Below are 13,048 nucleotides of genomic sequence, written 5' to 3'. Positions count from 1 at the left end.
CCTGATCCTACCAAACCGAAGGGCGATTTCGGGGTTTTTCTACAGCCTCAACGCCAGCCAGCATGCGCGGCTACGGAATGGAGGCGAAGCCGCAATGCAGTAGGCGTCGCGTGCCTGGCCTTGTTATGAATAGATTTCTGAGCTCACCCAATCAAGCACTAAAGCCAAGCACGAGGAATCTTCATCAATGTACATAGTATCCTCTCCTGCAGGAGGGGCGACATCGAGTTCACCTTCGCCGTTAAACGTTACGCTGTGCAGACATTTCGAAGACTGCTCCTCTAGGCATCGATTGAACGTTACCTGCCCCCTGAGAGCGTCATCCACATAAATCATCGCAAACTCGATGGTGTAGTGCCGACCTAAGAAGCGTAGATTGCTACTTTCACCATCATCATGATCGAAATCTATTCCTTTGATCGGAAAACTGTCGCCTTGAAGAAGGGCAAAGTTCCGTTGAAATTGCAGAAAGAATTTCTTGAATTTTTCATATCTGCGCTGAGCTTTGGATAGTCTCTCGATAGAGCTCTCAGTTCTATTCACATGCACCTCTTTTTTTCATAACGCTGAAAGCACGCGCCCGATGCCGGAGCTTGGGTTTTGTGCGAGTATTTTCCGCACAAAATTCAAGCGGAGTGTATTGGGTCGCGTGCCTTGACTTGTTATGGCGACAATTTGCGGTGCTTGCTTACGTTGTTTGGTAGCAACGACACAGCAACCGCGCTGACGCCAGATGTAACACCCAGAAAGAAACTACCAGATATGTGCGCTATGTAAACGCTTTAGAATGGCGGCCTTTCCGTGGCAGTGATTTCCAAATTGCTACTGGCTTAAGTTGCCGAGAAGCATTGGCGCATAACGCCCGGCTCACCGAGCGAATTTTTGGTGGCGCCTTTTGTGCATGTTTTTGCACAAAAGGTGACAGCGGAAATTTGTCCGGTGCAGCCGTTTGTTATGCGATTTCATGCGCTTGACTGACCAACTCTTTGAAATCGCTCTCTTTAATTATTCGTATTTTGTGACCTTTTGCTACAAGCTCTTCGGCCTTCAAGTGTTTTGAGCTTTTTGATTTCCCTAGAATCTCAGTAATGTCTTGGTCGCCCACAACTAGCAAGGTGGTTTTTTTAGTAACTCCTGGCGCAACTGTGCAGCCAATTGACGATGCTAAATCAGCCGCCTCTCGGCGAGGGATTTCCAATGCGCCAGTAAAAACAACTATTTCCCCGTACAGCTCTCCTTCAGGGTTACCATCTCTTTTAATGGCCGCGCCGCTCGACGAACTTGAAGGATCTATAGGTTGAGAAACTCGCTTAAACCAAGTTTCCAAATCCATCCCTGTTTTTTTAATAGCAGCGATTAATACTTGGCCAGATGCCTTTGCATCTTCCAGTGCATCATGGTGCTTAAACTCATAGCCGATAATTTTACAAACATTAGATAATCCGTACCCGCTCCATGCGCACTCTTCCCAAGCACGGCGAGCCACCCTTGCTGAATCAAGCCACACAGTGTTAATTGTATTTAGGGAGTATTTATTAATCGCTCGGCCTACTGAAACTCGATCAAAGTGCGTGTGACTCACGCAAATACCACCAGATAAGAATTTGGATAAATTCTGAAATACATCCGGGAACTTCGGAGCGCCCGCTACGTCATCCTCGGTAATGCCGTGAATATCGACGTTTATAAAGTCAAAATAATCTTCTGGGTCGATCAGTGAAGACCATTCATCTACCAGTATTCCATCCTTATATTTCGCCAAGCCAATTTGACAGATTGAAGCCATATCTGCATTTGCAGTTTCAACGTCAATTGCAACAAATTCCATGACTACTCCTTTTTCGCATAACGCCAGCAATAAACGGCGCCCTGAACAGGGCGTCCGGTGGAGGCCGAAGGCCGGAACGAATTTGATTGCCTTGTTAAGTGGCTGGACATTCACCACCCCAAGTATCGGTTGGCACATTGGCAAATTCACTGGGGGCCGGGAAGGCTTTCTTGAAAGTGAAAGCCTCCGCAGATGGGCCACGCTCTCGCAGAATGTTCAGCTTTTGCGCTGCCTCTTCGATTGAGGGAATGTGACCAGCAGGCACCCACCAAAGCACCATGTATGCCTCACCCATTTTGTGAAACCACTCTTTCTTGCGGCGCATGATCTCAACGTGAGCAGACCGATAAACGTAATTGTGCAAAGACTCAACCGAATTCCAGAGGGAAAGATTCACGATTTTATCGGAGCCGAAATAATCAATGCCGGTGGCATCACCTTCTTCGGTTTGCAGCCGCCAAACGAACCCGGGAGACTCATCTGCCAACGCATTGGCCCTATCGAGGTTGGCAACAAAATCGGAAAGCTGCGGCGAATCGATGGGTGCCAACAGTGTGGCGATGTTGAGTTGAGCGATATGGTACTTACTCACAGGTTCCTCCCTGGAAACACTTAACGCCAATATTCAGCGGCGGCCTTTGCATAGCGAAGCGGAGAAAAGGCCGTCCGGTGGAGGCCCTTCAGGGCCGGAACGGACTGGAATGACTGGTTAGAGCAAGTAGAGCCCTGCATCCGCTGCCGCCTTCTCAACGACGGGCTTGCCGCTATCACCCTTGTAGTAAAGGTGATGAGTAAAGTCATGCCCCTCAAAATAGACCATCTCGAGCTGGGGGAAAGCCAAACAAAACCTACCCTTATCGCCGATGTTATAAGGTAAAGGCGTCAGCCAACGGTGACACGCTTCATCCGAGGTAAATATCCTGAACGTTGGGTGTTGATGATACCGACCTTTGAATTTTACCAAGTAACACTGGTGCCTAGAGGCAAGACTCCGTGCGAATGCAGCCAGCTTGGCATCCTTGTTCGTCTGAGACTCTAAATCGACTCCATTGAGTTCGCTCACAGCCTCACTCGGGGACAACCAGTGATCAAAGACCGACACAGCTAATTGGTGGCACCCTGCAGCCCCACCTTCCGCCAACTCCCTCAACTCAGGAAACTGAGCGCGCAACAGATTCTGCTGTTTTTCGGGTAACGAGATGAAGTGTCGATGGCTCACCGATGCATCCTTGAGCTCTAACGCCAATGTTAAGCGGCGACCTTGGAATGGTGCCAAAGGCGCCATGGAAAGGGCGTCCGGTGGAGGCCGAAGGCCGGAACGAACTTGAACGACTGGTTACAAAGCAAGTGCACCCGTTTACCCCCACTGCTCTGCCGAAAACTGATGCTCAATGACCTCATAGTGCTGCACCGAGAGATCAGGCTCAAGCTCATAAACTTCATCTTCCGGGTACAACCGTGCCTGCGATATATCGTTGCCAGCAAACGCCTTGATTGATTCCAGTTTGTCCCAGTATGTGAGGAGAGTGAGTTCAACTTTACCTGCCAAGGAACGGCGAAGAATCTGAGCGCCAAGAAAACCGGGCGTTGCGGACGAGTCCTTGATACCGGTTTTGTAAAGATAGGCCGTGAACCCCTCGGCGTGGACTTCAGGCACTCGGCATTTCCATTCCCTGGCGATCATTACTCGACACTCTCCCTTGCTTTGTAACATTTGTATATGAGTCACGATGATCATTTTTCCACCGCCTCATATCTCAATTCAACAATCTCCCAAAACTAGGCAGAAAACCCCGCCAGGTCAACAAGTTCTGTTTGTTTTCACGAGAGCCGTCCCAAACAAAAATGATCATAAAGCCTACTATCCCATTTTGGGAATAGGCTCACATACCACTGATTTAACTGAAAAAATACCAAAATTCTGAAAAGCCACCCAGTTCATGATCAAAACGATCATTTTCCCAGTTGTCAGTCCCGAAGGTTCAATATAAACTGTATAAATATACAGTATTAAAAGGACTTGTACTCATGGATGACATTCCAATTCCTCTACCTGCCATCCCTACCCGATTTATGGATCGCTTCCGCGCGTTTATTCGCGCCCGGCATCTGGCTTACCGCACGGAAAAAACTTACTGCAATTGGGTTCGTGGATTTATCCGCTTTAACAATAAGCGCCACCCCGAATCTATGGGGGCGGAAGAGGTGAATGCCTGGCTGAGCCACTTGGCGAATAACCGAAATGTCGCGGTGAACACCCAGAAAACAGCGCTGAATGCGGTGGTTTTCATGTACCACCAGTTTCTGGGGCGGCAGCTGGGGGATTTGCAGTTCATCAACACATCCCGGAGGCGCAAGCTGCCGACGGTGTTCAGTCATGATGAGGCGATGTCGGTGTTGTCGAATATGCAGGGCACCAACCGGCTGGTGGCCAGCCTGATGTATGGTTCAGGGTTGCGGGTGATGGAGGCGGCGCACGATTTTGCCATCCTCCATTTGCGAAAGCCTGAAAAACCGGGTGGAATTCGCGCTCACACTCTGTGAGCGAGGAATCAGCAGCCAACTGGATGCCTGAGCACATAGAGGCGGGTTGAAAACTACACGGAACATCCGGTCCTGTCCGTGGAGGCACACGTGCGCTGCGGTGGTACACTGGCAAATCCACAGAATGCGTCCATCAAATCAAGAGCCACAAGCTTACCAACCATGAAGCAGATCATCAGCAGAGAATGGCAGGCCTTCTGGCTGGCCATCGGGTTCCTGAGCCGTATCCCCATGCTCGTTCGCATCGATTACTCCGATCGCCTGATGAATCAGTGCGTCATTTACTTTCCGGTGGTTGGTCTATTGCTTGGGGGGATTTACGCGGGGCTTTACCTCGCGCTTGTTCATGTCTGGAGCCCATTGGTATGTCTTGGTCTGGTCACGGGTTTTCACCTGTGGATTACCGGGGCCTTTCACGAAGACGGGTTGGCCGACAGCGTGGATGCACTGGGTGGCGGCTACTCGCTTGAAGCCAAGCTGAGGATCATGAAGGACAGTCGCATTGGCACCTATGGCACGGTGGCTCTGATCGTGGCGTTGGCGCTCAAGGTGGGATTGCTGGCCGAGGCAAGTCCGGTCTGGCTTGCCCTGCTGCTGGCTCCCATGGTGGCGCGGATGGCCCCGTTGCTGATCATGGGCTTCCTGCCTTACGTAACCGATCCGGACAACAGCAAGAGCAAACCGGTGGCGGATAATTTTTCACGCACTCGTCTGATGCTTGCGGCGCTGTTCACGATTTTTGTATCCGCGTTGCTGATCCCGCCAGAGCCAGCCCTGTGGCTGTGGCTTGGTTTAGCTACCCTGGGGACGGCTCTGGTGTGGGGTGCCTACCTGCGGCGGCAATTGGGCGGCTACACAGGCGATACTCTGGGTGCCAGCGTGGTGTTTGGCGAACTGGTTCTGCTGCTGGGGCTGGCGATCTGAGGGGCAAGCCATCAGTTCCGAATTCGGCGAGTTTTCCCGCGCTGCGCTGATACACTGGCAGGCATGGACACATTAACCGATGACCTTTGCTACCAGGCACTGAAAACCCGGGACGCCCGTTTCGACGGTCGCTTTTATACCGCTGTGCTAACCACCGGAATTTTCTGCCGCCCGATCTGCCCCGCTGTTACACCCAAGCGCGGCAATGTGCGCTTTTACCCCTCGGCAGAAACCGCGATGGCTAACGGATTTCGCCCCTGCCTGCGGTGCCGGCCGGAAGCCGCACCGGGCAGCCCGGCAGCGGCCGGTGTGCACACTACTCTGGCGCGGGCCGTAAGGTTGGTGGAAGAGGGTGCCTTGGATAACGGTTCGGTGGCGGAACTGGCGGAGCGTTTGGGCATTACCGATCGCTACCTGCGCCAACTCTACAAACGCCACACCGGAGCAACGCCCCAGCAACATGCCCAGGCCCGGCGGTTATTGCGGGCACGGCAACTGATTGTGGACAGCAACCTGAGCATGACTGAGATTGCCAGTATCGCCGGTTTTGGTAGCCTGCGCCGCTTCAATCACAGCCTGAAAGCGGCCTATGGCAATGCACCCACGGCTTTCCGCCGGGGGATCAGGCAGTCTTCAGCCCCCTCTATGCCGCACCCGTTCGATGATCCTTTCCTGCCAGCTCGCGATGATCTGGTGCTGTTCCTGCAGGCACGACCACCGTTCGACGGCGACGCGTTGCTGGCATTCTTCCGCGCTCGCGCCATTCCCGGTCTGGAATCGGTGGGTGACCACTATTACGCCCGTGCCGTTCACCTGCAGGGCAAGCCAGGGCTGGTGATTTGCCGTCCACTCACAGATAAGCCGGGCATGCAGGTGATCCTGCGCGGGCCGGCAAGAAACGCCATTCTGGATATCAGTGCACGGGTGCGTCGCCTGTTTGATCTGGATGCCGACTTGCCCGGCATCACGGATCACCTGGCCTGCGACCCACTCCTGCAGCCCGTGATCAATCAGTTTCCCGGTCTGCGAGTGCCCGGCTGCTGGGACCGGTTCGAGTTCGCCGTGCGGGCCATTCTGGGCCAGCAGATATCCGTGGCCGCCGCCCGAACACTGGCCGGTCGCCTGGTTGGTCGTTACGGCGTTGCTCTTCCGGATGACCTGATTGCAGGCACCGGGATTACCCATCGGTTTCCGGCACCAGAAGAGCTTGCGGGACAAGCCGTTGGCCAGATCGGGCTGACCCGAAGCCGGGCCGATACCCTGGCCCGTGTTGTTGCCCGCTTTGCCGAACCCGGCTTCGCAGAACTCGATGGCAACACCTTGCTCCAGCAACTGGCCGCACTGCGCGGCGTCGGGCCCTGGACACTCAGCTATATGGCGCTGCGTGGCCTGGGCGATCCAGACGCCTTTCCGGCAACGGATCTGGGCATACTCAAGGCGGCGGCCCGAATTGGTGCACCGGATAATGCCAAAGCCCTCACCCACCATGCCGAGCGTTGGCGACCGTGGCGGGCCTACGCCGCCCAATACCTATGGGCGACGCTGGCAACTCAATCGACACGGCAGGAGACACGATGATGACCACCAAAATCCACGTCAGCCGTTTTCCCAGTCCTGTTGGCCCGCTGAGCCTGGCCACGATGGATAACCAACTGGTGCACCTGGATTTCGAGGACAACGAGGCGCGTATGCACACCCTGCAGGGTCGGCGTTTTCGCGATATTCACTGGCGGGAACAGCCAGGATCAGCACCGGCCGCAGTTATCGAGTGGTTGGAAGCCTACTTTGACGGCGTTCTACAGCCCCTGCCGCTGAGCCACATCCGGCTGACCGGAACCGAGTTCCAGCAGCAGGTCTGGCAGGGGCTTACCGGCATTCCGGCAGGCCAGCACCGCTCCTATGGGGCACTGGCTGAAACACTGGGCAATCCCAGAGCGGTGCGTGCCGTGGCGCGAGCCAATGCGCTGAACCCGGTCGCCATCCTGATTCCCTGCCATCGGGTGATCGGTGCCAACGGTACCCTTACCGGCTATGCCGGTGGCCTGGAGCGCAAGGCCTGGCTGCTGGACCATGAGGCGGCCAACCTCAGGGCGGGTTAACCCGGCGGGGCTGGGCATTTGCCGGTTTAACGGCCACAATCACCGCACGGATGCCCCTCACAAGGAACAGGAGTTCAGCCGCACATGCCATTGCAGATGCCTCTCGCCCACTCCGGGGCTGCGCACGAAGACAAACGCGCACTCTGGTCCTGGGCGCTGTATGACTGGGCCAACAGCGCCTTTTTTACCATCATTCTGACCTTTGTTTTTGCTCAGTATTTCAGCGTATCGGTGATGCGGGATGAAGTGGCCGGCACCGAGGCGTGGGGCAACATCGTGGGCATATCCGGGATCATCATTGCCATCCTGGCACCGATTCTGGGGGCCATTGCAGACCAGTCTGGCCGCCGTAAGCCCTGGTTTATTACCTTTACCCTGCTGTGTGTGGCGGCTTGCGCCATGTTATGGACGGTCACACCGGATCAGGACCAGTTCTGGAAAGCCGCACTCTGGGTCGGCATAGGCACACTCGGTGCCGAGTTCGCCTTTATCTTCTACAACTCCATGCTGCCGGACCTGGCCAGCCAGGAACGCACTGGTCGCTGGTCTGGCTGGGCCTGGGGGTTGGGTTACACCGGGGGTGTTCTGGCTCTGGTGGTCGCCCTTTACGGCTTTATCGAAACCGATGCCAACCTGTTCAACCTGAACCGCGATGAAGCCGAGCATGTTCGCGCCACCTTCGTTCTGGTTGCGATCTGGTATCTGGTATTTGCCCTGCCAGCGTTTTTCTTCATTCCGGACCGACCGTCCACAGGCCTGGGCCTGGCGGCCGCCACCCGTGCCGGGTTCGGGCAATTGAAGGAGTCCATTGCCCATGTCCGCCAGTACAAGGACATCGTACGCTTCCTGATTGCGCGCATGCTCTACACCGACGGCCTGGCCACCATTTTCACCTTCGGCGGTGTATACGCCGCTGGCACCTTCAATATGAGCACCACCGAAGTGCTGCAATTCGCCATCGCCCTGAATGTGACGGCCGGGGTGGGGGCTGTGGGCTTTGCCTGGATAGACGACGCCCTCGGTGGGCGCAACACCATTCTGCTTTCCCTGGTGGGGCTGGGCACCAGTGCGCTGGGCATCCTGCTGGTGGACGGTGCCACCGCTTTCTGGATCTGGGGCATGATCCTGGGCATTTTCGTGGGGCCGCTGCAGTCCGCCAGCCGTTCCCACCTGGCTCGCGTGGCCCCGCCCCACCTGCAAACCCAGATGTTTGGTCTGTTTGCCTTCTCCGGCAAGGCCACGGCCTTCGCCGGCCCGCTGCTGGTGGGCTGGGTGACCGCGGTAACAGACAGCCAACGCTGGGGGATGAGTACCATTCTGGTTTTTCTGGTGGTGGGGTTCCTGCTGATGCTGACCGTACCGGCCACTGAAAAGAAGGATTAACGCGGTTTGCGGGTTTTCAGTGCTGTGTTGAGGGGCTCGTTACCCAGCGGCTGTCCCCAGCGGTTGCCATGCACCAGTTCCTCGATCGGCAACCGTGACCGCCAGCCTTTGGCCTGCAGTTCCGGCTGGTCGAGGAATTCGCTGACGTAGCCGAGGCACAGGTAGGCCAGGGGGTAGACCTGTTCTGGCAGGTTGAGAGTATTGGCAAGCTTCTCCTGGTCCAGAATGCTGACCCAGCCCACGCCAATACCCTCGGCACGGGCGGCCAGCCACAGGTTCTGTACCGCCAGGCAGGTGCTGAACAGGTCGGTTTCCACAATGGAGTTTCGGCCCAGTACGTGGGTGCCGCCGCGGCTGCGGTCGCAGGTGATGCAGAGGTTGATGGGGCTTTCGAGAATGCCTTGGAGTTTCAGGCTCTTGTAACGGGTATTGTGCTCGCCGGTGTAGTTGTCGGCGGCCTTTCGGTTTTCCTCCTCGAAGATGTCGAGAACGGACTGGCGCACCTCGAGGCTGTCGATGACGATGAAATCCCAGGGCTGCATAAAGCCCACCGACGGGGCATGGTGCGCGGCGTTAAGCAGGCGGGCCAGGACATCCGCCGGGATCGGGGCAGGGAGGAACTGGGAACGGACATCGCGGCGTTCGTGGATGGCGCGGTAGAGGCCATCGCGTTCGTCATCGCTGAAAGGGCGGTTATGGTCGGTCATCGAATTTAGGTGTCCTGTTTGGGTGTCGGGTTACGCTGCGCTAACCCGACCTACGTTTTTATTGGTCGGCGGTGTTGTGGCTCAGGCCGAGCAGGTTGCGTAGCCAGTCTGTGTCGAGATGCTCTTCCACCAGATCGGCCAGCCGGTCCAGTTGTTGTTGGCGGTGTTGCTGGTAATTCACGGCCGCGCCGCCCAGCTTTGTGTCGGTACCCAGGCCGGCCCAATGCAGTATCGCGCGACAGGCTTCGGGTTGATCAAAGATGCCGTGAATGTAGGTACCCGCGATTTGACCATCGTCGCTGATGGCACCGTCCGGTTTGCCATCCAGTATGGCTATGGGTGATGCCAGAGCCGCTCCGGTGGTGACGCCGTTGTGCATTTCGTAGCCGGTGAAACCGGCTCGCTCCAGGCCGATGGTCAGCGTGCCGCTCACGTCCTTCAGCTGTTTTCCGGCCACCATGCGCGTGGTGATGTCCAGCAGGCCCAGGCCTTCGGTGCTGCCGGCCTCGCCTTCCAGCCCGTCCGGGTCTTCGATCTCAATGCCCAGCATCTGAAAGCCGCCGCAGATGCCGAAGACCTTACCGCCGTATCGCAGGTGTTTCTGTATCACCGCCGGCCAGCCCTGCGCCCGCAGCCACGCCATATCGTGGCGAGTGCTTTTACTGCCGGGCAACAGGATCAGGTCCGCCGGGGGAATCGGCTGATCGGGACCGATAAACTGAAGATTCACCCCCGGGTGCAGGCGCAGAGGGTCGAAATCGTTGTGGTTGCTGATGCGAGGCAGTACCGGAACAATCACGTTCAGCGCGCCGGCCTCGCTGCTGCCGCTGGTACCCACGCTGTCTTCGGCATCAATCACCAGGCCATGCAGGTAGGGCAGCACGCCAAGCACGGGCTTGCCGGTACGCTCGGTGAGCCAGTCCAGGCCCGGGTCCAGCAACGCTTTATCGCCCCGAAAGCGGTTGATGATATAGCCTTTGGTGCGCACCCGTTCGCTGTCGGAGACCAGCTCCAGGGTACCGACCAGCTGCGCAAACACACCACCCTTATCAATATCGCCCACCAATAGCACCGCGCAGTCTGCCGCTTCCGCAAAGCCCATGTTGGCGATGTCGTTGGTGCGCAGGTTGATCTCGGCCGGGCTGCCGGCACCTTCGGCGATGATCACGTCATAACGGGCGCTCAGGGCACGCCAGGCTTCCATCACAGAGGTCATCGCCTGCGCCTTGTAAGCGTGGTAATCCAGCGCGTCCATGTTGCCGTGAACCCTGCCGCGCAGGATTACCTGGGCACCACGGTCACTCTGGGGTTTGAGCAGCACCGGGTTCATGTCGCTGTGGGGCTCCAGGCCACAAGCCAGGGCCTGCAAGGCGGTTGACCGGCCAACTTCGCCACCGTCCACGGTGACCGCGCTGTTCAGGGCCATGTTTTGGGGTTTGAACGGTGCCACCGAGACCCCCTGGCGCGCGAGCCACCGACACAGGGCCGCGACCACCGTGGTCTTGCCGGCGTCAGAGGTGGTGCCCTGTATCATCAGTGTGGTCATGGGTTCCGGCCCGTTACAGCTCTACGCCTTTCTGGGCCTTCACGCCCAGGTCCTTGAAGGCGTGTTTCACCACGCCCATTTCCGTGACCGTATCGGCCAGATCCACCAACTCCTGGGGAGCCGAGCGACCGGTAACCACCACATGCTGCATCTCCGGCCGGCCCTGCAGGTCATCCAGTACGCGGTCCAGGTCAATATAATCGTACTTCAGGGCAATGTTGAGTTCGTCCAGCAGGATCAGGTCGTAACTGTTGTCTTTCAGCATGGCGGCGACCACATCCCAGGCGGCATTGGCGGCTTCCACATCCTGCTCCCGGTTCTTGGTGTCCCAGGTGTAACCCTGGCCCATCACGTGGTAATCCACATTGGGCAGGTCCCGGAAGAAGGCTTCCTCACCGGTACTGAACGCGCCCTTGATGAACTGGACGATGCCCACCTTCATGCCATGGCCCAGAGCCCGGGCCACCATGCCAAAGCCGGAGCTGCTCTTGCCCTTGCCGGGGCCGGTGAGCACCAGCAATACGCCCTGCTCTTTCTGGGCGTTGGCAATGCGCTCCTGCATGATCTTCTGTTTGGCTTCCATGCGTCGGGCATGGCGTTCGGGATCTTTCGCGCGTTCACGCATGTTGGTTCTCCTTCACTCGAATGGGTTCACCCCGGAAAATCGCCGCCACCAGTTCCGGTGCGGAGGGGAAGTAACCGTGGAAATAGCTGGCCACCAGGCCGTTGTGGCAGAACACCGGTTCGGCTTCGGTGCCGGCCAGTTTGCGGGTGCGAGCCACGGGAGACCAGCCGGTATCCAGGCGGGAATGATGATAAGTATGTCCCCTCAGTTCACCCTGAACCGTAGTCAGGCTTTGCAGCCCCAACGCCTGCAGCTTGCCGGCCATTTCCACACGACCGGGCATCAGGCCCAGCATGGTGTGGCTATCACCCTTCTTATCCACCAGGTTTTCCGTGCAGGCCATCAGCCCGCCGCACTCTGCCAGTAATGGCTTGCCGGCGGCGTGATGCTGACGAATCGCCGCACGCATCGCCGTGTTCGCCGCCAGTGCAGCGCCGTGCAGTTCGGGGTAGCCGCCGGGCAACCACAGGGCATCCGTCTCAGGTAAGCCGCTGTCGGTCAGTGGCGAAAAGAACGTCAGGTCGGCCCCCATGAGCGCCAGCAGGTCCAGATTGCCGCGGTAGAGAAAACTGAATGCAGCATCCCGGGCAATGGCGATGCGAACGCCTTCAAGCAGCCGGGGTGGTGGTTTCGGGGCTTCGGCGGTCAAAGTAACTTCCTGGGGCAAACCATCCAGCCCGGCCTCCGCCAGCACTTCTGCGGCGGCATCCAGACGCTGGTCCAGATCGCCCAGTTCACCGGCCTGAACCAGGCCAAGGTGCCGGTCCGGAATGCTCATGGCCTCATTGCGGGGAATCGCCCCCAATAAACTGATACCGTCCGGCAGGCTCTCACGCAGCATATCCCCATGGCGGGCGCTGCCAATGCGGTTGGCGATCACCTGATGAACCGGCAACTCCGGATCGAAACTGGCCAGCCCCAGAGCCACGGCCCCAAACGTCTGGGCCATGCCCCGGGCGTCGATCACCGGTAGTGCGGGAATCCCCATCAGCTTGGCCAAATCCGCGCTCGAGGGATCACCATCAAACAGCCCCATGGAACCTTCCACCAGGACCAGGTCGGCATCCTGGGCGGCTTCCGTCAGTCGCCAGCGGCACTCGTCCTCGCCGGTCATCCACGGATGTAGTTGATACACCGGTTGGCCTGAGGCCGCTTCCAGCACCATGGGGTCGAGATAATCCGGCCCGTGCTTGAACACCCGCACCTTGCGCCCGGCATTGCGGTGCAGTCTGGCCAGGGCTGCGGTCACCATGGATTTACCCTGGCCGGAGCCGGGAGCGGTAATCATTGCGGCTGGTACAGTTGCCTTCATATTAACCCTTGGTTCGCCTACCACTGAATTTGGGCGGCCGGGGGCGGGTACAGCCTTCCGGGACCGTCAAAAACATGGAT

14 protein-coding genes are annotated in these 13,048 nt (G+C 57.6%); 5 read left to right on the top strand and 9 right to left on the bottom strand.

Features of this window, described 5'->3' with window-relative positions; all coding sequences use genetic code 11:
- Nucleotides 1-123: 123 nt before the first annotated feature.
- The 5 genes from WD429_RS00815 to WD429_RS00795 form a co-directional block, all read right to left on the bottom strand.
- Nucleotides 124-543, bottom strand: coding sequence for a hypothetical protein (locus tag WD429_RS00815; RefSeq protein WP_368420268.1), 420 nt, complete (start codon nt 541-543; stop codon nt 124-126).
- Nucleotides 544-952: 409 nt separating this feature from the next.
- Entirely contained in the window at nt 953-1,828 is an 876-nt protein-coding gene (locus WD429_RS00810) for an exonuclease domain-containing protein (protein ID WP_368420267.1), read from the bottom strand.
- A gap of 94 nt (nt 1,829-1,922) precedes the next feature.
- Nucleotides 1,923-2,420 carry a DUF3291 domain-containing protein gene (locus WD429_RS00805; RefSeq protein WP_368420266.1) on the bottom strand — a complete coding sequence of 166 codons (498 nt, stop codon included), beginning with the start codon at nt 2,418-2,420 and terminating at the stop codon, nt 1,923-1,925.
- 117 nt (nt 2,421-2,537) lie between these two features.
- Nucleotides 2,538-3,113 (bottom strand): hypothetical protein, encoded by a 576-nt coding sequence (locus WD429_RS00800; RefSeq protein ID WP_368420265.1) that lies wholly within the window; start codon nt 3,111-3,113, stop codon nt 2,538-2,540.
- Between the two features lie 72 nt (nt 3,114-3,185).
- Complete coding sequence (locus WD429_RS00795; RefSeq protein WP_368420264.1) at nt 3,186-3,512, bottom strand: antibiotic biosynthesis monooxygenase; 327 nt, start codon at nt 3,510-3,512, stop codon at nt 3,186-3,188.
- Nucleotides 3,513-3,856: 344 nt separating this feature from the next.
- Between WD429_RS00795 and WD429_RS00790 the strand changes: the two genes are divergently transcribed.
- From WD429_RS00790 to WD429_RS00770, 5 genes are all read left to right on the top strand, one after another.
- Nucleotides 3,857-4,372 carry a phage integrase N-terminal SAM-like domain-containing protein gene (locus WD429_RS00790; RefSeq protein ID WP_368420263.1) on the top strand — a complete coding sequence of 172 codons (516 nt, stop codon included), beginning with the start codon at nt 3,857-3,859 and terminating at the stop codon, nt 4,370-4,372.
- Nucleotides 4,373-4,534: 162 nt separating this feature from the next.
- On the top strand, nt 4,535-5,296 hold the full coding sequence (locus tag WD429_RS00785) for an adenosylcobinamide-GDP ribazoletransferase (RefSeq protein ID WP_368420262.1): 762 nt from the start codon (nt 4,535-4,537) through the stop codon (nt 5,294-5,296).
- Between the two features lie 63 nt (nt 5,297-5,359).
- On the top strand, nt 5,360-6,874 hold the full coding sequence (locus WD429_RS00780) for an AlkA N-terminal domain-containing protein (RefSeq protein ID WP_368420261.1): 1,515 nt from the start codon (nt 5,360-5,362) through the stop codon (nt 6,872-6,874).
- On the top strand, nt 6,871-7,395 hold the full coding sequence (locus WD429_RS00775) for a methylated-DNA--[protein]-cysteine S-methyltransferase (protein ID WP_368420260.1): 525 nt from the start codon (nt 6,871-6,873) through the stop codon (nt 7,393-7,395). Before WD429_RS00780 ends, WD429_RS00775 begins: the two co-directional genes overlap by 4 nt.
- 84 nt (nt 7,396-7,479) lie before the next feature.
- Nucleotides 7,480-8,778: an MFS transporter gene (locus WD429_RS00770; protein WP_368420259.1), complete on the top strand. Its 1,299-nt coding sequence runs from the start codon at nt 7,480-7,482 to the stop codon at nt 8,776-8,778.
- On the opposite strand, the gene bluB is transcribed toward WD429_RS00770, so the two are convergent.
- The 4 genes from bluB to WD429_RS00750 are packed head-to-tail and all read right to left on the bottom strand — an operon-like array spanning nt 8,775 to nt 12,968.
- Nucleotides 8,775-9,485 carry a 5,6-dimethylbenzimidazole synthase gene (gene bluB / locus WD429_RS00765; protein WP_368420258.1) on the bottom strand — a complete coding sequence of 237 codons (711 nt, stop codon included), beginning with the start codon at nt 9,483-9,485 and terminating at the stop codon, nt 8,775-8,777. The two genes, WD429_RS00770 and bluB, sit on opposite strands and share 4 nt — an antisense overlap.
- Nucleotides 9,486-9,543: 58 nt before the next feature.
- Nucleotides 9,544-11,031 (bottom strand): cobyric acid synthase, encoded by a 1,488-nt coding sequence (locus WD429_RS00760; protein ID WP_368420257.1) that lies wholly within the window; start codon nt 11,029-11,031, stop codon nt 9,544-9,546.
- A gap of 13 nt (nt 11,032-11,044) precedes the next feature.
- Nucleotides 11,045-11,656, bottom strand: a complete 612-nt coding sequence (gene cobO / locus WD429_RS00755; RefSeq protein WP_368420256.1) for a cob(I)yrinic acid a,c-diamide adenosyltransferase — start codon at nt 11,654-11,656, stop codon at nt 11,045-11,047.
- Nucleotides 11,649-12,968, bottom strand: coding sequence for a cobyrinate a,c-diamide synthase (locus WD429_RS00750; RefSeq protein ID WP_368420255.1), 1,320 nt, complete (start codon nt 12,966-12,968; stop codon nt 11,649-11,651). The genes cobO and WD429_RS00750 overlap by 8 nt, the downstream gene beginning before the upstream one ends.
- Nucleotides 12,969-13,048: the final 80 nt, after the last annotated feature.

It is taken from the genome of Marinobacter sp. (genome assembly GCF_040904845.1).
In the GTDB taxonomy this organism is placed as follows: domain Bacteria; phylum Pseudomonadota; class Gammaproteobacteria; order Pseudomonadales; family Oleiphilaceae; genus Marinobacter.
Note: the sequence above shows the minus strand (reverse complement) of the source record. Positions and strands in the feature narration are given on the sequence as shown.